Here is a 23,633-nt window from a genome sequence, read left to right as displayed (position 1 = left end):
GCTTGCATGGGTGCATCGCTCATGTGAGTAAGGAGGCCTACTCATGTTTCAATGCTTGTTGCTAGCGCTCGCATTGGCCAGCGCCCCCATCCTGGTCCACGCTCACGTGCCAGCCACCGATTCCGTTGAGGTCCACGGGAAGAAGCCAGGGTTCTTCAAACGCCTGTTCCATCGTCACAAGGACGCCCCGCAGTGGGACGGTGTCCACCCCGAGCTTCGCTCAACGCTGGAACGGATCGCCTTGCAGATGAAGGGCGAGGGCTACGACCTGCGGCTGATGGAGGGCTACCGGTCTAAACAGCGCCAGGCCGCGCTGCTCGCCAGCCAAAAGGGCGTGACCCAGGTGGGGCCAGGCAGCAGTTGCCACAACCACGGTTGGGCCGCAGACATGGTCATCTACAAGCGCGGGCGCCCTTCTTGGGACCTGAAGGACGAGCAGGTGCGGCAGGGCTACCAACGATTCGGTGAGCTGGCCCAGCAGGCGGGATTGAGGTGGGGTGGGGCTTGGAAGAGCTTCAAGGACATGCCCCACGTCGAGATGCGCAGCGAGTGCCTGGCAGCCATTCGTGGCGGATCTGCCCCCCGCCGATCAATGCAAACAGTGATTGCCAAGGCGGAGTCGGTCTCTGACGCACCGAAGGCACCTCGGTGGGCCTGGAGCGGCGATTCCGAGCTGGCGCCGGACTGGACGTGCGAGTCCGTGCTTTGCAGTGTGTCGTGGGCGACGGTGAGCCGGCCATGGAGCTATGGCGCAAGGTTGGCGCTGAAAGGGCTCCAGGCAAAACCGTTTGCTGCGGCGTCCTGTCCCATGACCCCAATCGCCCTGAGACGCACATGAGAAAGCGGTCCACCGGATTGCTTCCCTTTTCGGCGGAGAGTGAGGGCGAGCGGGTCATCTGCCCTGATCGCGCCGGTTTGGAGGGGATCGAGAATGGCGCTTCCAAGGGCGGCAAAAATGGCTGGATCCGTTGCACCGCAAGGGGTATGCTCGTCGCGGGCACATTCCAGGGCACCTCCCAGATTGGTGAAACCCAAGCCGCCCAAGGGGTGAGGGCACTTCTCAAGGAAGTCCCACTCTCTCCGCCATAACGCGAACGCTCCGGAAGGGGCGTCTTGCATTTCGGACAAGGTCCACTTGAACGCCCGCACAGCGGGTTGCAAGAGACTCCACGGGCCCATTCCTAACGCCCACCCTTCGGCTTGTTATGGCACAACGGGTAACTGGAGCACGACCGGAAGGCCCCATGCGGCCCATTCCGGTCGACGAACACGCCGACCTTGCACACCGGGCAGCGCTCTTCGTGGATGGCCGCGCCTGAAATCGCGGTCACTTCCACTGCTCCGTCCTTCACCAGCTCGTCCAGGAACGGCGAACGCTTCCCCTGTAGGGTGAACATGGCCACTGAGCGTCGCGCACGCGTCAGCGCGACATAGAACAACCGCCGCTCTTCGCTCAGCGGGTAGGTATCACCCTCCGGCATTGCCAGGGAAAGCACCGGGTCATCCGAGCGCAGGCTCGGGAAGCTGCGGTTGACCATGCCTGGCAGGATCACATAGTCCGCCTCGCGTCCCTTCGACCGATGGACCGTGAGGAACTCCACGTCCATCGTGCTGCCGAAGACTGTCTTCCAATCCGAAGGCATCGCGCTGCGGTCCGCGCGGTAGCGGCCCAGGATGAAGACCGTCACGCGTCCCTTGCGCCCTTGCGGCACCGCCCCGGACACCAACTGGTGATGCAGCTTGGCGAGGTACTGGCGAACGCCATCCTGCAGCTCCTCGCGTCGATTCATCTGGAGCGCTTGCAGCACTGGCCCCATTGCCGGTGCGGCAGAACGAACCGCCTTGGCAATCTGCGCTGGATTCCGGCTGACGAAACGGCTGGAAGCATCGCAGAGCGCCTGGGGGCAGCGGAATGTCTGCTCCAGTTTCAGCACCTGGCCATGGCCCATCCACTCACGGAATCCGGTCATCACCGAAACGTCGGCACCGGCGAAACGATTGATCGATTGCCAGTCATCGCCCACCGCAAACAGATAGCGGCCGGGGCGGCTGACCAAGGCTCGGCAGAGCCGGGCGCGGGCGCGCGAGGCATCCTGGAATTCGTCGGCCATCACCAGTTCGTAGGGCGATTCATAGCGGCCCTGTTCCAGCAATCCGGCCGCCATGTTGAGCATGTCTTCGAAATCGATGCCGTGCTCGTCAGCCAGTGCGTTGTCCCAAGCCTGGAAAACAGGGCTGGCGATTTCCAGGAAGCGCCGATGCCGTTCCTTGAACTGGTCTTCGGGCATCTGTCGCAGGCGCTCCGCCATATCGTCCAGCGTCAGGCAGTTGCTCTTGGCATGGGCAATGAAGGTGCGCATCAGCCCGATCAGATCCGCGTCCGGCATGGGCTTTGCGCCCTGCTCGGGCAGCTCGCGGTCGGGGTTGGGGTCGAGTTCGACACCGGACTCGCCAAGCCTCTCCGCAAGTTCCTGCAGGGCATGTCCACTGCGCAGACCAAACGAAGTGGTTTCGACAAGGGCGGTGCCGCGTGCCGCATGCTGTTGACGCTTCCAATGCATACCTTCGGCGTAGTCGGGAAGCTGCTCTGGCGCCTGGCCATCCGCATCCAGTGAGAAGTGCTCGTGATACAGCCCGGCGTGCGGGTAATAGAAGTTGGGGCGATACTGGCAGTGGGTGTCTGTCGCAGTATCGAACTCGTAGCCTCGCTCGTAGTCGTACGTCACGCCGTTGTAGAACAGCCAGTCGGCGATCACGCATTCTTCCAGGCTCTTCACCCGCTCACCCTGTAGGGTGCGGATGTAGGGCGTGCCATCGCGTTCGTAGCCATCGGCCTCCATTTCCGCGCCGAATGCCGGCAGGTCGCGCCCGAACACCAGGCGGAACATGTCCCACTGGGTGCGGAAGTGGATCGAGCGATCCTTCAGGTCGTCCACCAGTTCGGCCAGCTTGTTGAAGCCCAGCGTGGCGTCAATGGTCCATTCGGGGATGTCGGGCTTGCGGCCGGTGACCTTGGCGATGATGGCCAGGCCCAGGGCGTGGAAGGTCCGCGCCTCAACCACGGTGTTGCCCATGCCGAGTCGATCGAAGGTTCGCTGCGCGCGCTCCTCCAGTTCCTTGGCAGCATCCTTGTTGAAGGCGAGCATCACGATGCGTTCGGGCTCGACAAAGCCGCGGTCAATGGCATAAGCGGCCTTGGCGACCATCGTGGAGGTCTTGCCGGAGCCGGCCGCGGCCACGACCTGCACCCGATTGTCGAAGCAGATGACGGCGCGGGCCTGTTCCTCTGTCAGCGGCTTGCTCTCGACCCGGCCCAGGAAGTCCCTGGCCAACACCAGCTCGCGCAGGGTCATGGCCTCATTGGCTTCGGCCCAGGCAGCGGGCCAATCCAGGTTCCAGTCGCGCAGGGCGTCCAGCGCTGCGTGATGGCTGTCCGCATGCAGATCTTCATGCACGTCTTCATCGCGGAACAGCTGCTCCAGCTCAGGCGGCTGCAGCGGCAGGTCTGAGCGCTTCGCCAGCAGCGCCTGCTGTTGCTCATGGGTGATCCAGCGGCGGCCGGCACTGCCACGATCGATGAGGGCATCCGCGTCGCCCAACCAGGACTGGATCTGCTCCAGAATCTTGTCGAAGAGGGCCTTGCGTCCACGCGTGGTTCGCGCAAAGAGCAGGTGCTGCAGGGCCCCCGCAAGCCGGGACGCTGGTCCGTTGGGGAGCCCGTCCACGCACAGCCCGGCAGCATCGCCGGTCTGCAGTTCGACCCGTGACCAGAAGACCCCTCGATGGACCTGCACCTGCTGATCATCATCCACGCGCAGCCGGTACTGCTGGCCGGAGACACTGAGTTCAACGTACTCGCCATCAAGCCGCAGCGACCAATGGGGCGAACGGGTCAAGCGTCGGCCCCAGCCCGAAGGGCACCATTCCATAGACATCCAGATACTGCCCCGCAAGCCTCAGTGGGGCGTACAGCGCCCCCAGGCCCACATGATAAGGGCCCTTGAAGATGCGTGCGTCCTCGCTCGCGGGCAAGGCATCACTCGTAGGCGCGATCCTGCTTCGTCGGCGGTACTTCCACCACATCACCGCGTCGGATCAGTTCATCCAGATCCACCGCCGAAGCGGCCAGGGCATCCTGCGCATCGAAATCCCACTTGTCCTTGTACTCGCGTGCCAGCAGGTCGCAGACCGCTTTGGCACGCGGATAGGCATCGTCCTTGCCCTCGTTCTGCTTCAGCGCATCGCGATGGATCTGGCACAGCATGAGCTGGTGCGCATCCTCGGCGCGCTCGCGCTCCCAGGTGATGTCGGCCAGGCCCGAAAGCGCAGCGGCAAGCGCGAATGCAGTCATTGGCATGTCGGGTGTCCAGGCAGCGATGGGAACCCGAGCGTATGCGAGCGGCAGGGGCTTGGGGACACCACCGCCCGCGTCGTTTCACTGCATGTTCACCATTCGCCGCAGCATGGAAGCTGCATCAGATGCAGTTGATCCAGACGACCTGCTCACGCATTCACATCCACGACAATCCGCCCACGCACCTTGCCCGGGATGATCTGCTCATAGACATCCAGCACCTCGGCGAGGCCGATCTGCTGCACGGTGCTTTCCAGCTTCTGCGGGTCCAGGTCGGTGGCAAGCCGATCCCAGGCGCGCTGGCGAACCTCCTGCGGCGCATTCACCGAATCCACGCCGGCAAGCGTCACGTTGCGGAGAATGAAGGGCAGCACCGAGCCATGCAGCTCATCACTCTGCGCCAGCCCGCAGGCGGTCACGGCGCCTCGATATTTCGTCTCGGCAATGGCGTTGACGAGGGTAGGGCCACCGGCCACATCCACCACCCCGGCCCAGCGCTCGGCACTCACCGGCCGCTCGCGCGGTTCTGAAAGCTGCGCGCGATCGATGATCTCGGCGGCGCCCAGGCTGTGCAGATACCCGGCGTGTTCCGGGCGCCCGGTGGCGGCCACCACGCGATAGCCCAGCTTTGAGAGGATCGCCACCGCGATCGAACCGACGCCACCGTTGGCGCCGGTCACCAGCACATCGCCCTTTTCGGGCGTCAGCCCCGCATGTTCGAGGGCCAGTACGCACAGCATGGCGGTATAGCCTGCGGTACCGATGGCCATGGCGTCGCGGGTGCTGAACTTGCCGGGAATCCGGTTGAGCCATTCGCCCCGCACGCGCGCGCGCTGGGCCAGCCCGCCGTGATGTCCCATGCTCAGGTCCCAGCCATTGAGCACAACGCGGTCGCCTGGCTGGAAGTCGGCTCTGCTGGATTCCAGCACCACACCTGCCAGATCGATGCCGGGAATGAGCGGGAACGTCCGGATGACCGGACTCTTGCCGGTCAGGGCGAGCGCATCCTTGTAGTTCAGCGTGGAGTACTCGACGTCCACCAGAACGTCGCCGTCCATCAGATCGGCTTCATCAAAATCGACCAGCTCGGTCGAAACCTGGTTGTTCGTCTTGCGGGTGAGCAGTGCTTTGAACGTCATGCTGGGCCTCACATTCAAGGAATGGGGCCATGCTAGGCTCGCACCGTTATCGCAACAAGAACGATGAATTTCCGTAGGTACTATGGTTTTCTGGAGTATGCATGCGTAGCAGGCGTTGGGATGGCAAGAGCGGTTGCGCGGTGGAAGTCACGCTGTCGGTGATGGGCGGCGTGTGGAAGCCGATCATTCTGTTTCACCTGATGACAGGCAAGCGACGTTTCATGGAGCTGACCCGGCGTGTGCCCAACGCCACCCAGTCCATGCTGACCAGCCAGCTGCGGGAACTGGAGGCTGACGGGGTGGTGATCCGCCACGTGTACCCGGAAGTGCCGCCGAAGGTGGAGTACGAGCTTTCCGAATTCGGTCGCACGCTGGTGCCGGTGCTGCTTGCCATGCGCGAGTGGGGTGAAACCTATCGCGGCCATAAAGGCACGGACAGCAACGGCTGAGACCTGGAGTGGAGTGACGAAGCAGTATCCGCAGTACTGCAGGCAGCGCATGTGGCGCGCAGCCTGGTTTCATGAAGGGCTGCGATGCGGTTCCTGTTCCGTGGACGCCCGGTTGCCTATAGTGGCGCTGGAACCCAGCAATGGAATGCCCATGCACGTGATGTCCCCCAGCCGGTGTCTGACGCTTGCACTTGCCGTTGCAGTGAGTGCCGGCGCCTGTGCGCGGCCACCGTCCAACGAACACGAAAGGAATCCCGCCATGTCCGGCGCAACCCAGACCGGCCGCACGATCAACGGCCACACCTATACCGATGCGCCCGTCGACGTGAAGCTCGGGCCGAACACTTTCCGCATTCCGGCCAACTACCTGGACAGCCAGATCGCACCGTGGCCGGGCGAGGGCGTGACGCTGGTCATCGAGTGGCCGGACATGAAGCCGACGGCGCCGGGTGCGCGGGCGAATCCGCGTACGAATGATTTCCGGAAGGAGATTGCTGTGGCGATCGATTACATCGATCGCGCGCCAATCGAAACATCATTGGAGCGATTGTCCTCTAACCAGGCATCCACCGAGGAAGGATCGGTGGAGCGAGGGGATCCTCGGGATCGGCTCGATCTGCGTATTGCGCGGCCCGACGTCATGGGCCTGACGCCTTACGCCATCGATGAAACGAGGATGGGGGTTTTCTCGAAGGAATACGAAGCACGCTATGGAAAACCGCCCACGCGCAATCCTGCCTTTGAAGATGACTGGTACATCGCGCGCGCTCCCAACGGCGGCCTGACCACATTCATCAAATGCGAAAGCCCGGCGTTCCGGGGGGATGGCGTTCGCCTGCAAGGCGATCAGGTCATCAGTGAGCAAGGACAAGCCGCCGCGGGGTGCTTCCACTATTTCTCGGATGTGGAGAACAAGCTTTCCATCTCGCTGAACTACAAGCGGGCCTTCCTGGCGGACTGGAAGCGGATGGAAGATGCGGTGCGGGATGTTCTCGCGCGGTCCCGCGTCCGGTAGTGATTGCATTCAGGAGCAGGCTATGGGTGGATTGACGCAAGAGAATCTCAAGATTTTGGCCAGCTATGCCAAGGCCGGAAACCGCGAGTTGTACTGGAACTATCTGTCGCAGCTGCAAGATGCGGATGGCTATGGCACGCTTGCGCTGGGTGTTGTTCGCAACGACAGCCTGCCAGGCCGCGTTGCAAACAGCTACGCGCAGGATTACGCCCGCGATCAGGAGGGCAAGGGCTCCGGCTTTCCCGATGCGCAGCTGAGCGAGCGCCAATGGGAGATGTTTGGGCAGACGCTTCTGCGCCAGGACCTGGAGCGACGCCTGTACTGGATGGAGCAGGGGCGTCCAGACCTGGCACTGAATCTTCCCGGCAAGGATGTAATGCTGGCTCACGACCGGGCATTTGAACGGCATGAACTTGATCCCAACTGCTGGACGCCGCGCGTGTTGCTGCAGGCGGCTGAGCAGAAGAGCGGCCCCGCGAAGCTGGAACAGATCTGGACCAACATGCTCAACAATGACTACGCCGGAGGCCCGCGTGTAGGCAACACCAGCGTCGATGCCATCAGCCAGATGGGATGGACGAAAGGCGGCCAGTACCTTACCCGGTTGAGCGTGCTGGAAGCCACCCAGGCCCTGGAAGGGCGCTCGACGGTCGATCCGAACGTCATCGGTGGCAACAGCTACTACGCGATGTACTTCGAGGCGGACAGGAAATGGGCCAGCATCAGTGCGGGCGGCGGTCACATGTCGCTGCGCGAGATCACCGATCCCTCACGTATCGCCGAACTCAACGACGCGCGCGAGGTTCGTCTGGAGCGCCTGGAGAAGCGAACCCAGTTCCACCCGGACGACCCGTATCGGACCATTACCCGCAGCCCGCTTACCGCAGCCGTGGACGACGTGGCGGATCCCTCACAGGCGCCGACCCGTCTGGCCGACATTGGTCCTGGCCACCGTGAGTACACATTGCTGCAGCAGGTGCGCGAAGGCGTGGCCGCGATCGATGCCAGCGCGGGACGTACCCACGATGAGAACAGCGAGCGTCTTGTGGCGAGCGTGATGGCCTTGGCCCGCCGCAACCAGCTTGAACGCGCCGATCACGTGCTGCTGAGCGCCCAGACGGCCGACGCTCCCGCAGGGCGGAACGTGTTCGTGGTGCAGGGCGAGATGACCGACCCCGCCCACCTGCGCGCTTCAATGCCCACGGATATAGCAGTACAGACGCCGGTTGCGCAGTCGTTGCAGCAGATGAAAGCGGTCGACCTGGATCGCCAGCAGACTGCCGCGCAACGCCAGCAGGAAATTGATGTGCAGGCGCGCGAGAACCATGCGATGCGGATGGGATGAAATCACACCGCCAGTCGCGTATGGAACCTTTTCAGTAGTAAGGCGCAGCGCCTGCCAGCCAATGCCAGCCCCCGAAATGGGGGCCGGCACGCATCACGGCAGTGCGTGGCTTACGGGATGGTGCAGCCGCTGTTCCGCAGGCAACGAGCAAACGCCGGGTAACAGACTTTCTCGCCATTACCCGCCGCCAGGCACGCGTCATACGCGGTATAGCAAGGGGTACAGCGGGACTGCGCGGAGGCACTGCCGATTCCCAGGGTCAGTGCAGCAGCCGCAATAGCAACAGACAGCTTGAATCCAATCTTCATGCTTCACTCCGTTGATAGCCCTCCTTGGGCAACGGCAACGCTACAGGCGGAGGAGATCGTGCACAAGTGACTGGAAGTGCCGACGGTTTCGGACACGCGTGGACCAGTGCCAGGCAACGATCTGCTTGCCGGCAGTGGATCAACGCTACACGTGCTTCCGGTCAGAAGCTGTAGGCCGCCTGCACATACACCCGCCGTGGATCTCCGGGGAAATGCCCGTTGCGTTCAATGAAGCCACTGGCCGCGAACACCTTGTCGAACAGGTTCTTGACGTTGGCCTGGAACTGCCACTGCCTCCACGTGGTCTTCCAGCTCAAGTCGAACACGGTGTAGGCCTTGACCGTCTGCCCATCCAGGCTGACGCGTTCGCCGACGTGATCCGCGCCAAAGCCGATGGCGGAGTTGATCGCCGGCAGGTCATAACGCGTCCACAACCCCAGCTTGTTGCGCGGCGCATTGGCGAATCGGTCGCCTGAGGCGTTGGTGATGCCATTCGGGCCGGCGTCCTTCACCCGCGCATCGTTGTAGGCGTACGTCAGATTCAGCACCCAGCGCTCGCTGAGGTCGGCCAGCAGGTCAAGCTCCATGCCGGTGCTGCGTACCAGGCCCAGCGCGGCCAACTGGTTCACGCCACCGATCACCTCGCCGGTGGCCTGCACGATGTTGCTGCGGTCGATCCGGTAGGCCGCCATGTTCAAGGCCACACGGTCGGCCAGCAGCGACTTCATGCCTACTTCCCACTGCTTGCTGCGCTCGGCATCGAACGGTCCGCCAGCGGCCGGGTTCTGGTTGGCGGCACTCTGCGGCACGAAACCACTGGCGACGTTGGCGTAGACGTTCAGGCCCTCGCGCACGGTGAACGTGCTGCCCAGCCGCCAGCTGAGATCGTTGCCATCCACACTGTTGCCAGTGATGCGATCCTCATCCTTGAAGCCATCCCAGCGCACCCCGGCCAGCACATGCCAGCGCGGGCCCAGTGCCAGTTCGTCCTGCAGGTAGCCGCCATGGCGCTTGCTGCGGGTGGATGTGCTGCGCCAGGGCAGGGCCGCCAGGTTGTAGTCGTGCCAGGTAATGGCGCCGTACACGGGATTGAACAGGTCGATGCCGCGCACCGGCCCGGCGCCACGCGCAAGGTCAGCGCTGTTCGCGGTCTGTGCGGTGAAATCCGCATCCAGCTGGTACACATCGGCGCCGAACAGCACCTTGTGCTCAACCGTGCCGGTGGTCACCCGCCAGACGGCATTGCCGTTGGCAGTGAATGCTTCGTTGTCGCGGATCTGGTTGCGCAGCTGGCGGGTCATCCACTCGGCCACGCCATCGCGGTCGCGATCGATCAGGCCCATCGGCTCGTGGTACATCTGGTGTTCGTTGTTGCTGAACCAGCGGGCGGCGAAGTCCAGGTCCAGAGAATCGAGCGGCGCGAAGCGGTACTGCGCCAGCGCCACCTTGGCGCGCATGTCGAGGAAATCACTGGCCTCGTTGTGGTTCCAGCGGCGGTCGGTCAGGAACGTGCCTGCATCGTTGACCGGCACGCCACGCAGGCGGTTGCCGCCAAGGTTCTGGGTGATGTCGGTGAACTGCAGCACCAGCTCGCCGGTCTGGCCAACGTCGAAGGCCAGCGAGGCGTCGCCGATCACGCTCTCGCTGTCGGTGTTCCAGCGCACGCCCTGTTCACTGTCGGCATAGAGCCCGGCGCGATAGCGTACGCTGCCGATGGCATTCAATGGCCCGGTACCCTCGATCGATCCGGCACGGAAGTCCTTGTCGCCGAGCTGGACCTCGATGCGGCGTTCGGCGCTGGCTTTCGGCTTGCGGGTCACGTAGTTGATGACACCGCCCGCATCACCCCCGCCATACAGCGCGCCTGCCGGCCCCTTCAGCACTTCCACGCGCTCGATGTTGAACAGTTGCGGCACCGAAAATCCTGCGTACGGGTCGCCGCGCAGGCCGTCATACAGCACGTTCTCCTGGCGGAAGCCGCGCAGGGTCACCCCGGCATAGCTGAAATAGCTGATGCCGCTGATGCTGCGATAGAGGTCGGTCACCTGGCGCGCGGCCTGGTCGTCGATCAGTTCGCGCGGGATGACCTGGATCGACTGTGGGACCAGCTCCAGGGGGGTATCGGTGCGGGTGCCGACCGCAGCATCGTCTACCCGATACAGTGTCTGTGCGCGTCCGCGGACTTCGACCTTGTCCAGATCCTTGGGTGCGGCAGCGGAGGACTCAGCTGCATGCGCAAGGGTCGCCACGTGCAGGGTCAGCGCCAGGCACAGGGTGCGTTGCAGGGGCATGGGCAGGGGCATTGGGGAGGGTCACGTGTCTTCAAATGAGAAAGATTAGCATTTGCGATACTTCGACGCCTATTCCCCGGATGCGCTATGGACGCGCGCCGGGGTCCGTATACGGGGTGCCCGCCAAGGCCACCAGTACCCCGGCGGCACCGCGCACGATCAGCTGCCGCATGGCCTCACGCGGGTCCTTGCCCTGCAGCTGGCTTGCCAGTCCTTTCTCATAGGCCGCCACCATCGACGCCAGCAGCATGGCCGCGCCCAGTCGCGCTTCGGCGTCATGTTCGGGCCGGCCGACAGCGTGGGCCATCAATCGCGCCAGATCGTCAGTCAACTGCGCCTGCAGCCGTCGCGCGTGCGCGACCAGTACCGGGCTCTCCGCCACGGTGCCCCAGAAGGCGACAGCGCCGGCATTGATGCGCAGCAGCGGATGGCCAGCCTCCAGCAGCTCACGAACGAGCGACTGGAAGGCCGCGAGCGGGGTCAGGCCGCTGCGCGCCATCATGCCCTCGCGCAGCAGCGTGCGCGCCTCCTCATCCCGGTCGAACACCAGGTCTTCCTTGCTGGCGAAGTAGTTGAAGACCGTCTTGCGTGAGACGCCCGCGGCTTCGGCGATCTCGGACATGGAGACGGCCTCGAAGCCGCGCCGGATGATCAGCTCGGTGGCGACGTCCGAAATCGTTTGTCGGGTCACGGCCTTGCGTTGTTCGCGGCGGCCAGGAGGCGGGGTCATGGGCGGTTAACTTGTGGAAACGTACACCGAGTGTAACATTTGACCCGCCAGAGCGCCGACCTGGCGCTCACAAGGAATCTCGATGCTGTACGACGTCGTCATTGCCGGTGCTGGCCCGGTTGGCCTGTTCCTGTCCTGCGAACTGGCCCTGGCCGGGTGTTCGGTGCTGGTGCTGGAGCAGGCCGGGTCCGCCGGTTCGCCGTTGAAGCGCCTGCCATTCGGGCTGCGCGGCCTCAACGCCCCCACGCTGGAGGCACTGGATCGGCGCGGCCTGTTGGACGCGGTCGCCGCGACGCAGGTGCTCAAGCCCGACAAGGGTGCGCCGCCGCCCGGCACCGCCCATTGGCTGGCGCAGCCGCGTGCGCTGGGTGGGCACTTCGCGGGTATTCCATTTGCACTGGACGATGTGGACCAGGCGCGCTGGAGCTGGCGCCTGCCGACACCGGTGGGCACCCAGATGGCGGTGGAGTTGCAGGCCCTGGAAGCGGTGTTTGCCGAACGTGCGGCTGCGCTGGGCGTGCGCATCGAACGCGGGCGTGCGGTACAGGCGGTGGATGCGCACGAGGCGCAGGTTGCCGTGCACACCGGCTCCGGCAGGGTCCACGGCCGCTGGCTGGTCGGTTGTGATGGGGCCCGCAGCACGGTACGCAAACAATCGGGCTTCCTCTTCGCTGGAACCGGGCCAGAGTTCACCGGTTACACGCTGCTGGTCGAACTGGCAGATGGGTGTGTACTCACACCAGGCCGACAGTTCACCGATCACGGGATGTGCAATTTCAACCCGCCAGGCATGCTGGCGCTGGCCGATTTCGATGGTGGCGCCGGCCATCGCACGCCACTGGACCGGCTCACCGCGCAAGCGTTGCTGCGGCGGGTGTCTGGCTGCGAGGCAACGATCACTGCATTGCACCTGGCCACGACATGGACCGATGCTGCGCGCCAGGCGACGGCCTATCGCAGCGGACGTGTGCTGTTGGCAGGTGATGCCGCGCACATGCATTCGCCGTTGGGCGGCCAGGGACTGAACCTCGGCATCGGCGATGCGATGAACCTCGGTTGGAAGCTGGCCGCCGTGGCGCGGGGCAAGGCCGATGAGGCGCTGCTGGACAGCTATCAGGCTGAGCGCCATCCGGTGGGTGCCAGGGTGCTGGACTGGTCGCGCGCGCAGGTTGCGCTGATGCGACCCGGGCCCGGGTCGCGCGCACTGGCAGCGATCATGGCCGACCTGGCCGGCACCCGCGATGGGGCCACGTATCTGGCCGAGCGGATCTGGGGTGTTTCGCAGCAGCTGGATCTTGACGGAGACCACCCGCTGGTCGGCAGGAGCGCGCCGGATTTCCGGTTGGTCGATGGCCGCCGCCTGGGCGAACTGCTGAGAGCGGGGCAGGCGGCGCTGCTTGTTTTCGACCCGGCGTCTTCGCCGCCGCAGCATGGCCAACGCTGGCAGCCATCCATCGCCTGCGCCGCAGATACCGGGGATGTGGCGTCGGGCCTGGGGGCGGTGCTGGTGCGCCCGGATGGCATCGTTGCCTGGGCCTGTGGCACACGGGGGGATATGTCCGGCCTTGATTCAGCGCTTGCTTCCTGGACCGGTCCGATCCGGTGATCTGCCCGCTAATGCGCAGTCACCATCGTCTGCGAGCGACAGCTGGCCTCGGTCATCACCAAGGCCAGCTGCTTCAGTGAGTAGGGCTTGCGCAGCAGCGTGAAACCGTGGCCTGGATCGCGGGCCAGCAGTTCGCTGTAGCCACTGGTGAGAATGATCGGAAGATCGGGCAGGCGGCTGCGGATGGTGCGGGCCAGATCCAGCCCATTGGTCCCGGGCATGACCACGTCGCTGAACACCACGTGGAAACGCGCAGCGTCGCGCTCGAGCTCCGCCAGTGCTTCGTCGGCATTGCGCGCGAGTACGACGTTGTACTCAAGCTCGCGCAGCGCACCGACTGCAAATTCGGCCACATCCACATTGTCTTCCACCACCAGCACGCACAATCCGTGACCATGCAGCAATCCCGGTTGCGCGGTCGGCAGCTCGATGGAGGCGTTAGCCTGCGCCAGCGGCAGATACAGCGTGAAGCGCGTACCGACACCGGCCTGGCTCTGTACGTCCACTTCGCCCTCGGACTGCTTGACGAAGCCGAACACCTGGCTGAGGCCAAGCCCGGTGCCCGCGCCCACTCCCTTGGTGGTGAAGAATGGCTCGAAGATCCGGTCCACCACGGACGGATCGATACCGGCACCGGTGTCGCTGACGCTGATCGCAGCGAAGTTGCCTTTCATCGGCGCCGCGAACCGCACGGAAGGCACCGATGTCAGCTGTTCCACATCGATCGTCACCTTGCCGTGGCCGTCGATGGCGTCGCGCGCGTTCACCGCGATGTTGATCAGTGCGGTGTCGAGCTGGGTCCGGTCCAGCAGCACCGGCAACGGGGCGTCGGGCAGGTTCACCGACACGGAGATGCGTGCACCCAGCACTGTGGTGATGATGTCTGAAAGCGCGCGTACGCTCTCGCAGAGGTCGAATACCTGCGGCGACAGGCTCTGCCTGCGCGAGAACGCCAGAAGCTGGGCGGTCAGGCGAGTGGCGCGGTCAGCGGCGGTTTCGATCGCCTGTACATAGCGCAGGCGCGCATCTTCGGCCGGCCAGGTATGCAGCAGCATGTCCACGGAACCGGTGATGACCTGCAGCAGATTGTTGAAGTCGTGGGCAACGCCGCCGGTCAGCTGGCCGATGGCCTCCAGCTTCTGCGACTGCCGCAGCTGTTCGCGGGCGCGTACCAGTTCAAGATGGGCCTCGCGTGCCTGCTCGGTGATGGCCGCCACCTGGCGGGTGTGCCGGTCGCGTTCGATCACCCGTTCGGTCTGCTCGCTGACCATGCAGATGATGCCGGCCACGCCTCCGCAACCGGCACGCAGCGGCGAGTAGGAGAACGTCCAGAATGTCTCGCGCAACGTGCCATCACGGTCCATCATCAACGGCATGTTCTTGAAACTGCGGCTTGTACCGCCGAAGGCGTCGTTGACAGCATCGACGACGTCGGCCCAGACGTCCGCCCAGACGTCTTCCAATCGGCTGCCCATGGCGCCGTGCAGCTTGCCGCCCAGCATCGGCAGGTAGGCATCGTTGAAGAAGAACGCCTTGTTGTCGCGGCCCCATGCGATCCACAGCGGCTCCGGAGAATCCAGGATCATCGCCAGCAGAGCGCGAAGTTCGGGAGGAGCGTTGGTCGCGTCGGCGGAACGGGCCCAGTCGCTGTCCTGCAGCAGTCGGTAGGCGAGTTGATCGGGTGCCGAGACAGGAAGGGGGAAGGGATGCATGGCCGTGCGCGAAGAAAGGTGCCGCAGCTTAGCCGAGGTGATGTCATTGCGCCCTGCACAGTTCCTTTGCCCCGGCCGTCATCGGCCCTTCGGGCGGACGAGGTGGCTCACGGGGCGGCCTCTGACTGCACCATCATCCCTGCGCCAACGGCCTGCGTCGTGGCACCGTCGTATTGCAGCCTCAGACACCCAGAAGCGAATTCACCTGCCAATCGGCAACCCGCGCATGGCTCACCGCCTGATGACTGCCGCATCCGTCGCAGCGGAACAAGGCGCCGCCCGGCAGCTGGACCAGATTGTCTTCGCTGGCCGAGCGGGTTTCAGAGCAATGCCGGCAGATGACAGTGAGCGCCGTAATGCGCTCCACCCCGCCAGACAGGTCGAACACAGCTTCAAAGGCATGGATGACAGGGTGACCAGTGGCCGGCATCGGGAAAGTCGTCGTGATGGGGAGGCCTTATCCTGCGCCCCCGATCGTGACGGGCTGGTCATCCGCATGCATTGGAACGATCAAGATGCCCGGCATGCCCGGCGGCTCAGAGATCCTTCTTCTTGCCGCTCAGGTCGATCGGCCTGTCACTGCCCTTGCGCTCGCTCGACCACACTTCCATGCTCTTGTTGCAGCGGCTCTCGCGGGCAGCCACTTCGGGTGGCAGGTCCTTCAGATGCGGCGACTCCTGGCAGGCCTGGTGCATGTTGCTGTCGTCATACGTGGCACAGGCGCTGAGCGTGGCCAGGGCAATGGCGGTGAGGGAGGCGCGAAGCAGGGGCTGCAGGGTCATGGGGGGTCTCGGGTGGTGCCGGGCTGGCCATGGAATTCAAATACGTGACCCCGGGCACGAGCAATCCGTCCAATCGCACTTGTTATTCTGTAACAGATGCGCGATAGTCCGGCGCCTGCTGCTGTCAGGCGACGCAGATCATCAGGATCATGCTCAGCGCCAGCATCAGCACGAATACGCGCCGGCTCAGCGCAAGGCAGGCCAGGCAGGCGGCCAGTGCCCAGGCAGCCAGCAGCGCGCAGGCCAGCAGCCACAGCCCGATCACGATCAAGGATCCGGTCGCCAGCGCCGACAACGCGATGGCCTTGTACAGAGCCACGCCCAACACGCTGCCGAGCACGCCCGCCTGCAGGGCGATGGCATCGTGATGTGCGGGGGCAGGCGCGTGGAGCATGGTGGCTGGATGGTTGCAAGCGTGAGCGGCGCGCGTACTGTGCCCGAACATACATCCACGCCATGTGTACTTCGCCGACGGCGCGATCAGTGACGGCGGCGCGACAGCAATAGCCCAATGCCCACCACGGGCACGATCCCAAGGATCGGTGCTTTGTACAACGGCCAGCCATGCAGTACGCCCGTGATCACCAGTGCCGCCGTCGCCAGCAACAGGCCCGCACCCCAAACGCGTGCGGGCCAGGCACCGAAGAAGTGGCGACGTTGCGGAGCCGCGGCAGCGTTGGCGGGCCGATCTGCGAGCGCCTCTGCCAGTGCGTCCCGGAAGGTTGGGAAATCATGCATCGATGCCCGCGTGCGCTGCAGCAGCACGCTCGGTCCATCGATCAGGATCAGATCGACATGATCGTCCAGGTTGTAGGACCGGATCTGCTTGAACGGGAGAGGAGGACGGTGCTGGAATACCAGACGATCCTGTTCCAGTACCACCCGGTCCCGTTGTGGGGAATAGACAACGAAGCCGAGAATCAGCGGCGACAGCGTGAAAATCGCTGCCGCGCCCAGTGCCGGAAGCGGCCCAAGTTCGGGTGCGACGGCAAACAGGAGTATTGCCAGTGGTCCGGCTCCGGCGGCAACGATGGCGTACTGGTGATAGCGCCTGAAGATGCGTACTTCGCTGCCGATTTTCCGCGGCCGGGCGGGGAGACGGGAGCGGGCGGTGGGTGACTTCATGGACTGCGTTCGATCACGGCTTTCCGGCAAGAAAGCGTGGCGTCGCGTTGCAATGAAGTCCATACAACTATTTCGAATCCACCCTTGCTGGACCCCTGTGTGAGTCCTCGTGCGCCTTCGCCCACGCATCTGCTCAGTCGAACTCGCCCTCGGCCGATTCCAACCGCTGCCGGTACGCCGCCCGATGCTGGTACAGGCGCTGGCACTCGGCGGACCGGTGGATCCGGCTGGCCGGTTCGTTGGCCACGGCGTCGCACATCCTTGCGATGTGGTTGTTGGACGCCAGTTCTGTCACGAAGAACACGGCGGTGATGCCGGTACCCAGCAGCACGACATAGAGCAGGCGGCTGAGCCAGCGCGTGCGCTTGCGCTCGAAGTGCTGCTGGAGGGTCAGGTCGAAGCGGATGATGCTGAGCACGATCCAGATGATCGCGACCAGGAAGCAGAGCGTGGGCAGCAGGCCTCGCCAGAGTCCTGCTTCGTACACCGACTCGCTGTAGTGAACTGCTGCCCCGGCACCTGCGATGGCGATCGCCAGCGCCCAGTTACGGCCCAGCGAGAGCAGGTCATCGAGCAGCTTCTCGCGGTTCCTGGTCGATCCTGCTGCCACGTGGGCTCCATCTCCATGCTGCGACCGGCGGCGGAACTGCCGCCGATCCTGCAGATGGTGGAGCATCGCTGCGGCGATGAGAAGACCGCGCGGCTCAGTGTGCGACGGCGCGGGCGCCGATCCAGCGCCGGTAGCGGCGGGTCCGACACTTTGCGGCCGCCTGTGCCAGCAGCAGTGCCCATACTGGTGAAACGGTGGGTGCGGTGGGGCGGCGCCGGCTCAACCGGCCCAGCTGATACTTCACTGCGGCCATGTGCGCGCTGGCCGCCAGCGGCTTGCTGCGCCAGTTGATGTCGCGCAGTGTCGGCACCGGATCGCGGCCCTGCTGCCAGTGCTGCGGCAGATCCGGCTCGATCGCCAGCGCGGTGGCGATGCCGACCATGGCCACGCCGCTGGCCAGCACCTGCTCTGCCACTTCGCGGCGGCGGATGCCGCCGGTGACCATCAGCGGCATCGTTGCCACCGTGGCGATCTCGCGCGCGAATTCGAGGAAGTACGCTTCGCGGGCCACGCTGCGTTCGTCGCGTGCGGCGCCGGTCATGGCCGGTGCTTCATAGCTGCCGCCGGACAGTTCGACCAGATCCACGCCGAGGGGCGCCAGCATCTCGACCACGTCGCGCGCGTCCTCGGGCGAGAAGCCGCCGCGCTGGAAATCGGCGGAGTTGAGCTTCACCGCCACCACGAACGTGGGCGCCACCGTCGCGCGCACACCCTGCACGATCTCCAGCAGCAGGCGCGCACGGTTCTGCAGGCTGCCACCCCAGCGGTCATCGCGGCGGTTCGACAGCGGCGACAGGAACTGGCTGAGCAGGTAGCCGTGCGCGGCATGGATCTCCACGCCGCTGAAACCGGCGCGCTCGGCCAGCTCGGCACTGCGGATGAAGCGAGCGATCACGTCTTCAATATCCGCCTCGGTCATCGCCCGCGGCGGCGCGAACTGTTTGGACAGTGCGCCCATGTCCAAGGGGACCGCCGAAGGCGCCAATGCCGGCTGGCCGAGCGCGGCCGGCATCTGCCGCCCGGGGTGGTTGATCTGCATCCACATCTGCACCCCGCGCGAGCGCGCGGCGTCGGCCCAGGCGATGAAACGCTCCAGGTGGCGATCGTCCTCCAGCACCACGCCGCCGGGGCCGGTCATGGCGCGGCCATCGACCATCACGTTGCCGGTGATGATCAGTCCGGCGCCGCCGTCGGCCCAGCGCTGGTACAACTGCAGCAGCGCTTCGGAGGGGGCGTGGTCGGCGTCGGCCATGTTCTCCTCCATCGCCGCCTTGGCGATGCGGTTGCGGATGAGGGCGCCGGAAGGCAGCGCCAGGGGCGAGAACAGCGACATGGGACAGCTCCAGGACAGGGGAATGGCGCTACGCTAACCTTCAAGTTTTATTGAAGGTCAATGGGTTCCGATGTCGAGGATTCAGGCAGATGAAGATCGGTGAGCTGGCCCGCCGCACGGGCCTGGCGGCGTCACGCATCCGCTTCTATGAGGAGGCAGGGTTGCTGGTCGTCCAGCGGCAGGCCAACGGCTACCGCGACTACCCGGAGCAGGCGGTGCTGCTGCTGGAGCTGATTACCGGTGCGCAGCGCGCCGGCTTCAGCCTGGAGGAGATACGCGCCTTGCTGCCACCGGACATGGGCCAGTGGCAGCACGACGCATTGATCTCAATGCTGCAGCAGAAGGTGGCCGACATCGAGGCGCTGCAGTTGCGGCTGGCAGAGAGCCGGGCGCACCTGCTGGCCCTGATCGAGGACATCCAGGCGCGGCCGGAGGGCATCGACTGCGCGGCCAACTCGCGGCGGGTGCTGGAGCGCGTCAAGCGCGGTGAGCTGGCGCGCCCGACACTTGCGGCCGGCGATACGGCGTTGCTGCGGCCGGATCGCCGCCGCCGCGCGGGCAGCAGCTGACAATCCGGCGCGAAGGTCAGTGGCTGCCCACGCCGGCTGTCTTGCGCTTCCTGTCCAGCATCACCGCCACGCACCACAGCAGCAGGCCGCCGATGGCGGTGGCGGCACCGACATAGCCGGTGCTGGCCGGGCTGAAGCCGGCACTGATCGCCATGCCGCCCAGCCACGGCCCCAGCGCATTGGCGGTATTGAAGGCGGCATGGTTGGAGGCGGCGGCCAGGGTCTGTGCTTCGCCGGCCACGTCCATCAGGCGCGTCTGCAGCACCGCCGCCAGCGCGCCCATGGTGCCGACGGTGATGATCATCGGACCGATCGTCCACACCGACTGCGCGGCCAGCGGATACAGCAGCAGCATCACGATCGACCACAGCAGCACCACCGCGGCGGCCTTGAAGTGGAACTTGTCCACCAGCCAGCCACCGGCGATGTTGCCGATGATCGCGCCGATGCCGAACACGCCCACCGCCAGCGGCATCCACGATTCGGCCACGCCGGTGACCTGCACCAGGGTCGGTGCCAGGTAGGTGAACACGCAGAACATACCAGCGAAGCCAACGGCGCCGATCGCCAGCGCCAGCCACACCTGGGTGGTGTTGAAGGCGCGCAGTTCGCGCATCGGCGAGGTACGGACCTCGTCCGGGTCCGGCAACAGGAAGCGCGCGATCATCGCCACGGTGGCGATGGCCAGCACGCTGACCAGGGCAAAGGCGGTGCGCCAGCTCAGCTGCTGGCCCAGCCAGGTGGTCAGCGGATTGCCGACCAGGATCGCGATCGACAGGCCCAGCAACACGCGCGACATCGCCTGGCCGCGCTGGCCGGCCGGGCTGATCGCGGCGGCAACCAGCATCGCCACGCCGAAGTAGGCGCCATGCGGCAGGCCGGCGACGAAACGCGCAATGAGCATCGTGCCGTAGTTCGGCGCCAGTGCGCTGGCCAGGTTGCCGACGGCATAGAAGCCCATCAGTGCCAGCAGCAGCTTGCGGCGAGGGAAGCTGGCGCCGACGAAGGCGAGGATCGGGGCGCCGACGACCACGCCGATGGCGTAGGCGCTGATCAGGTGGCCGACCTGGGTTTCGGAAATCGACAGGCCGCGGCTGATCTCCAGCATCAGGCCCATGCTGGCGAATTCACTGGTGCCGATGGCGAAGCCGCCCAGCGACAGGGCAAGGATGATCAGGGTGCGCTGACGGGGCGTCAGCCGCGCAGCCAGGGAAGAGTTGGGGCTCATGCGGGGCGCGATGGGGGCGGGGAGCCGGTCATTGTACTGCTGCACCGCAACAAGGGCAGCAGCACTCAGGGTAAATCAGCGTTTGATCGGTGACACGTTCGCCCACCCGCCACCGCGCGGCGCAATCAGATGCCCAGCGCTGTCCGGGCGTGCGCATACTTGCTGCGCAGGCGCCTGGCCGTCGCCGCGTCGAGCATCGCCAGGCGCTTCGGATCGGCGTTGTCATCCAGATCGGCCTGCTTCACCTTGAGTGCCAGCGGGTGGGCGGCAATGCGCGCGTAGTAGCTGTCCGCGTCGGGGGCCGCGTCGCGGTTGAGCAGTTGCACCGCCTCGCGCAGCGGGGCGGGAAAGACCTCGATCCGTGCGGCAAACGCCGGGCAGTCTTCGGCTACGTCATGCAGCCAGGCCACCACTTCGGCGTCATCGTCGCCGCGCACCGCGGCCGCCACCCGCGCCACATGGCAGATGTAAGGCTGGCCGGCCTTGTCCGTCTGGCCCGTGTGGGCCTCGGTGGCCAGCGTGCGTGCAAGTGCTACCCAGTCCATTGCAGTCTCCTTGGATATCCGCAGACAGTTTCGCGCAGAAACCGTAGCGCTTGTGCATACGCCGATGACACTGCGATGGGCATCATGGCGGGGCAGGGGACGCAGTGTTGCCCCGACAAGGAGGAATGCGATGCAGGAATTCAGGCATGTGCTGGAAACCCGTGGCCGCTATCAGCTGGTAGCAGTGTCCTACGAGCCGGTGTACGCTCCGGGCGATGTGGTCGGCCATGCGGTCGTCGCCGACGATGGGGATCGTCTGACCGACCTGGTATCACTGGCCGAAGCGCGCCAACTGCTGTTGCAGCGGCTGCGTGAAGAGGGCGAAGAGCCCGGGCTGGAGAACGAAAACAACCTGCGGAAGAAGGCGTCGCGCTGGCGCCGCCGCTAGGCCGTCGCGCCCTCGTGCGCATCATGGAGGATTCGGGTGTTGCCCAGTAAGAAGTATCTGCTCATCGCCATCGTCACGCTGGCGACCCTGCTGCTTGGTTTCGTGTTTTCCGGCTACCTGACCCTGTTGTTCCTGGGGTTGGACACCAAGCTGTTCACCTGGAACACGTACTACCAGTACTACCACGCCATCGGCCAGCCGCAGGTTGCGCCGTTCGTGGGCAAGATCAAGTGGGCCGGCTACGTGGGCTTCGGCCTGCCGCTGCTGGTCCTGCTGGTGACCGGTCTGGTGCTGCTGCTGAAGAAGGACAAGCGCTCGCTGCATGGCGACGCGCGCTTCGCCACCGGCGCCGACCTGTCCAGGCATGGCATGTTCAAGAAGACCGGCCAGAGCATCGTGGTCGGCAGCCATGGCGGCAAACTGGTGCGGCTGGATGGCCAGCAGTTCGTGATTCTTGCGGCACCCACCCGTTCAGGCAAGGGCGTGGGCGTGGTCATCCCGAACCTGCTGGAATACGGCGAATCGCTGGTGGTGCTGGACATCAAGCAGGAGAACTTCGACCTGACCAGCGGCTGGCGCGCCAGCCAGGGCCAGGAGATCTACCTGTTCAATCCCTTCGCCGAGGATCGGCGCACGCACCGCTGGAACCCGCTCAGCTATGTCTCCGATGATCCGGCATTCCGGGTGTCGGACCTGATGAGCATCGCCGCGATGCTGTATCCGGACGGCGCCGAGGACCAGAAGTTCTGGGTCAGCCAGGCGCGCAACGCGTTCATGGCCTTCACCCTGTACCTGTTCGAAAACTGGGACGACGAGCGCAGCAGCGGCTTCCCGGGCGGCTCGGGCACGCCGACGCTGGGTTCTGTCTACCGGTTGTCATCCGGCGATGGCACCGATCTGAAGAAGTACCTCAAGGCCTTGTCGGAGCGTTCGTTCCTCAGTGGCAACGCGCGTTCGGCGTTCGCCAACATGCTCTCCCAGGCCGACGAGACCTTCGCCTCGATCCTGGGCACCTTCAAGGAACCGCTCAACCCCTGGATCAACCCGGTGCTGGACAAGGCCACCAGCAGCAACGACTTCCTGCTGACCGACGTCCGCAAGAAGAAGATGACCATCTACATCGGCATCCAGCCGAACAAGCTGGCCGAGAGCCGCCTGATCATCAACCTGTTCTTCAGCCAGCTGATCAACCTCAACACCAAGGAACTGCCCAAGTCCAACCCGGACCTGAAGTACCAGTGCCTGCTGCTGATGGACGAATTCACCTCGATCGGCAAGGTCGAGATCATCGCCTCGGCGGTGTCCTACATGGCCGGCTACAACATCCGCCTGCTGCCGATCATCCAGAGCATGTCCCAGCTCGATGCCACCTACGGCCGGGAAGTCTCGCGAACGATCATCACCAACCACGCGCTGCAGATCCTGTACGCGCCGCGCGAGCAGCAGGACGCCAACGACTATTCGGACATGCTGGGCTACACCACCATCCGCAAGAAGAACGTCACCCACGCCCGCGAGAAGACCCACAGCTTCACCGAGGAGCGGCGGGCACTGATGCTGCCGCAGGAGCTGAAGGCGATGGGGCCGGACAAGGAAGTGTTCCTGTACGAGGGCATACCGCATCCGGTGAAGTGCGACAAGATCCGCTACTACAAGGATCGCTACTTCACCTCGCGGCTGCTGCCGAAAGTCGACGTTCCAATGCTTAACGTCTAATTCACGTCGTTAAATTTGTGACGTAGATTCATATTCACTGACGTGAAAACGTGAGTTGAGTCAAGAATTCGGCATTTGTTCATGGATTTTCAGACTTGTCTGACATGGAATTGACGCGTGGTTGTGCGACCCTGTGCATGCCGTTCAGAAATGTGTGATGGATGGCAGATGTTGTAGAGCAGGGTGGCCAGGAGTTTGTGCCATGAAACATGGATGGTTTCGACGTTGGTGAGGTATGCGGGTGTGTCGCCGGGAATGTCTGGCGGCCCCGCGACTTGGTTGGCAGCCGTTGGCTGCAGGGGAGCCGGAGTGGGTGTGCTGCCAGTCAGTGCGTCGCTCCGATTCCGGCGTGCGCGACGCAGCGCCGGACGACCAGGGGACCAATGCT

Annotated in this window: 23 protein-coding genes; 8 read left to right on the top strand and 15 right to left on the bottom strand. The window is 64.7% G+C overall.

Annotated features, from left to right (window positions below):
- Positions 1-43: 43 nt before the first annotated feature.
- Complete coding sequence (locus H4O10_RS10070; protein ID WP_049463014.1) at positions 44-838, top strand: M15 family metallopeptidase; 795 nt, start codon at positions 44-46, stop codon at positions 836-838.
- Between the two features lie 343 nt (positions 839-1,181).
- On the opposite strand, the gene H4O10_RS10065 is transcribed toward H4O10_RS10070, so the two are convergent.
- From H4O10_RS10065 to H4O10_RS10055, 3 genes are all read right to left on the bottom strand, one after another.
- Entirely contained in the window at positions 1,182-3,929 is a 2,748-nt protein-coding gene (locus H4O10_RS10065; RefSeq protein ID WP_049452194.1) for a UvrD-helicase domain-containing protein, read from the bottom strand.
- Positions 3,930-4,036: 107 nt separating this feature from the next.
- Positions 4,037-4,357 (bottom strand): hypothetical protein, encoded by a 321-nt coding sequence (locus H4O10_RS10060; protein ID WP_033833183.1) that lies wholly within the window; start codon positions 4,355-4,357, stop codon positions 4,037-4,039.
- A gap of 146 nt (positions 4,358-4,503) precedes the next feature.
- Positions 4,504-5,493 (bottom strand): MDR family oxidoreductase, encoded by a 990-nt coding sequence (locus H4O10_RS10055; protein WP_049452193.1) that lies wholly within the window; start codon positions 5,491-5,493, stop codon positions 4,504-4,506.
- A 101-nt stretch (positions 5,494-5,594) separates the two neighbouring features.
- Here H4O10_RS10055 and H4O10_RS10050 point away from each other — a divergent pair, with 101 nt between their 5' ends.
- The 3 genes from H4O10_RS10050 to H4O10_RS10040 all read left to right on the top strand — a co-directional run bounded on the left by H4O10_RS10050 (position 5,595) and on the right by H4O10_RS10040 (position 8,302).
- Positions 5,595-5,942: a helix-turn-helix domain-containing protein gene (locus H4O10_RS10050; RefSeq protein ID WP_005410145.1), complete on the top strand. Its 348-nt coding sequence runs from the start codon at positions 5,595-5,597 to the stop codon at positions 5,940-5,942.
- Between the two features lie 151 nt (positions 5,943-6,093).
- Positions 6,094-6,957 (top strand): hypothetical protein, encoded by an 864-nt coding sequence (locus H4O10_RS10045; protein WP_033833181.1) that lies wholly within the window; start codon positions 6,094-6,096, stop codon positions 6,955-6,957.
- A 22-nt stretch (positions 6,958-6,979) separates the two neighbouring features.
- Complete coding sequence (locus H4O10_RS10040; protein ID WP_033833180.1) at positions 6,980-8,302, top strand: XVIPCD domain-containing protein; 1,323 nt, start codon at positions 6,980-6,982, stop codon at positions 8,300-8,302.
- A 110-nt stretch (positions 8,303-8,412) separates the two neighbouring features.
- Here the strand turns inward: H4O10_RS10040 and H4O10_RS10035 are convergent, their stop codons facing one another.
- The 3 genes from H4O10_RS10035 to H4O10_RS10025 form a co-directional block, all read right to left on the bottom strand.
- Positions 8,413-8,610: a hypothetical protein gene (locus H4O10_RS10035; protein WP_005410142.1), complete on the bottom strand. Its 198-nt coding sequence runs from the start codon at positions 8,608-8,610 to the stop codon at positions 8,413-8,415.
- Positions 8,611-8,771: 161 nt separating this feature from the next.
- Positions 8,772-10,913 (bottom strand): TonB-dependent receptor, encoded by a 2,142-nt coding sequence (locus H4O10_RS10030; protein WP_049452192.1) that lies wholly within the window; start codon positions 10,911-10,913, stop codon positions 8,772-8,774.
- Positions 10,914-10,986: 73 nt separating this feature from the next.
- Positions 10,987-11,631, bottom strand: coding sequence for a TetR/AcrR family transcriptional regulator (locus H4O10_RS10025; protein WP_033833178.1), 645 nt, complete (start codon positions 11,629-11,631; stop codon positions 10,987-10,989).
- Positions 11,632-11,713: 82 nt separating this feature from the next.
- Between H4O10_RS10025 and H4O10_RS10020 the strand changes: the two genes are divergently transcribed.
- Positions 11,714-13,237: an FAD-dependent monooxygenase gene (locus tag H4O10_RS10020; protein WP_012480654.1), complete on the top strand. Its 1,524-nt coding sequence runs from the start codon at positions 11,714-11,716 to the stop codon at positions 13,235-13,237.
- 8 nt (positions 13,238-13,245) lie between these two features.
- Here H4O10_RS10020 and H4O10_RS10015 read toward each other — a convergent pair whose 3' ends face one another.
- The 7 genes from H4O10_RS10015 to H4O10_RS09985 form a co-directional block, all read right to left on the bottom strand.
- On the bottom strand, positions 13,246-14,949 hold the full coding sequence (locus H4O10_RS10015; RefSeq protein WP_062607313.1) for a PAS domain-containing sensor histidine kinase: 1,704 nt from the start codon (positions 14,947-14,949) through the stop codon (positions 13,246-13,248).
- A 181-nt stretch (positions 14,950-15,130) separates the two neighbouring features.
- Entirely contained in the window at positions 15,131-15,379 is a 249-nt protein-coding gene (locus H4O10_RS10010) for a hypothetical protein (RefSeq protein WP_005410137.1), read from the bottom strand.
- Between the two features lie 106 nt (positions 15,380-15,485).
- Positions 15,486-15,731: a hypothetical protein gene (locus H4O10_RS10005; protein WP_044570470.1), complete on the bottom strand. Its 246-nt coding sequence runs from the start codon at positions 15,729-15,731 to the stop codon at positions 15,486-15,488.
- Positions 15,732-15,855: 124 nt separating this feature from the next.
- Positions 15,856-16,125, bottom strand: coding sequence for a hypothetical protein (locus H4O10_RS10000; RefSeq protein WP_005410135.1), 270 nt, complete (start codon positions 16,123-16,125; stop codon positions 15,856-15,858).
- Positions 16,126-16,211: 86 nt separating this feature from the next.
- Positions 16,212-16,856 carry a hypothetical protein gene (locus H4O10_RS09995; RefSeq protein ID WP_012480650.1) on the bottom strand — a complete coding sequence of 215 codons (645 nt, stop codon included), beginning with the start codon at positions 16,854-16,856 and terminating at the stop codon, positions 16,212-16,214.
- Between the two features lie 133 nt (positions 16,857-16,989).
- Positions 16,990-17,466: a membrane protein gene (locus tag H4O10_RS09990; RefSeq protein WP_005410133.1), complete on the bottom strand. Its 477-nt coding sequence runs from the start codon at positions 17,464-17,466 to the stop codon at positions 16,990-16,992.
- Between the two features lie 94 nt (positions 17,467-17,560).
- On the bottom strand, positions 17,561-18,799 hold the full coding sequence (locus tag H4O10_RS09985) for an NADH:flavin oxidoreductase/NADH oxidase family protein (protein ID WP_012480648.1): 1,239 nt from the start codon (positions 18,797-18,799) through the stop codon (positions 17,561-17,563).
- 89 nt (positions 18,800-18,888) lie between these two features.
- On the opposite strand from H4O10_RS09985, the gene H4O10_RS09980 reads away from it, so the two are divergent.
- Complete coding sequence (locus tag H4O10_RS09980; RefSeq protein WP_005410131.1) at positions 18,889-19,368, top strand: MerR family transcriptional regulator; 480 nt, start codon at positions 18,889-18,891, stop codon at positions 19,366-19,368.
- A gap of 16 nt (positions 19,369-19,384) precedes the next feature.
- Here H4O10_RS09980 and H4O10_RS09975 read toward each other — a convergent pair whose 3' ends face one another.
- Together H4O10_RS09975 and H4O10_RS09970 are read right to left on the bottom strand one after the other, a co-directional pair.
- Positions 19,385-20,596, bottom strand: a complete 1,212-nt coding sequence (locus H4O10_RS09975) for an MFS transporter (protein ID WP_005410130.1) — start codon at positions 20,594-20,596, stop codon at positions 19,385-19,387.
- A gap of 125 nt (positions 20,597-20,721) precedes the next feature.
- Positions 20,722-21,141, bottom strand: a complete 420-nt coding sequence (locus H4O10_RS09970; RefSeq protein ID WP_033833169.1) for an HD domain-containing protein — start codon at positions 21,139-21,141, stop codon at positions 20,722-20,724.
- Positions 21,142-21,271: 130 nt separating this feature from the next.
- On the opposite strand from H4O10_RS09970, the gene H4O10_RS09965 reads away from it, so the two are divergent.
- Both H4O10_RS09965 and H4O10_RS09960 read left to right on the top strand, forming a co-directional pair.
- On the top strand, positions 21,272-21,529 hold the full coding sequence (locus H4O10_RS09965; RefSeq protein ID WP_033833168.1) for a hypothetical protein: 258 nt from the start codon (positions 21,272-21,274) through the stop codon (positions 21,527-21,529).
- A gap of 36 nt (positions 21,530-21,565) precedes the next feature.
- Positions 21,566-23,245, top strand: a complete 1,680-nt coding sequence (locus tag H4O10_RS09960) for a type IV secretory system conjugative DNA transfer family protein (protein ID WP_005410127.1) — start codon at positions 21,566-21,568, stop codon at positions 23,243-23,245.
- Positions 23,246-23,633: the final 388 nt, after the last annotated feature.

Source organism: Stenotrophomonas sp. I18B00994, assembly GCF_014145825.1.
Taxonomy (GTDB): Bacteria; Pseudomonadota; Gammaproteobacteria; order Xanthomonadales; family Xanthomonadaceae; genus Stenotrophomonas; species Stenotrophomonas maltophilia.
Note: the sequence above shows the minus strand (reverse complement) of the source record. Positions and strands in the feature narration are given on the sequence as shown.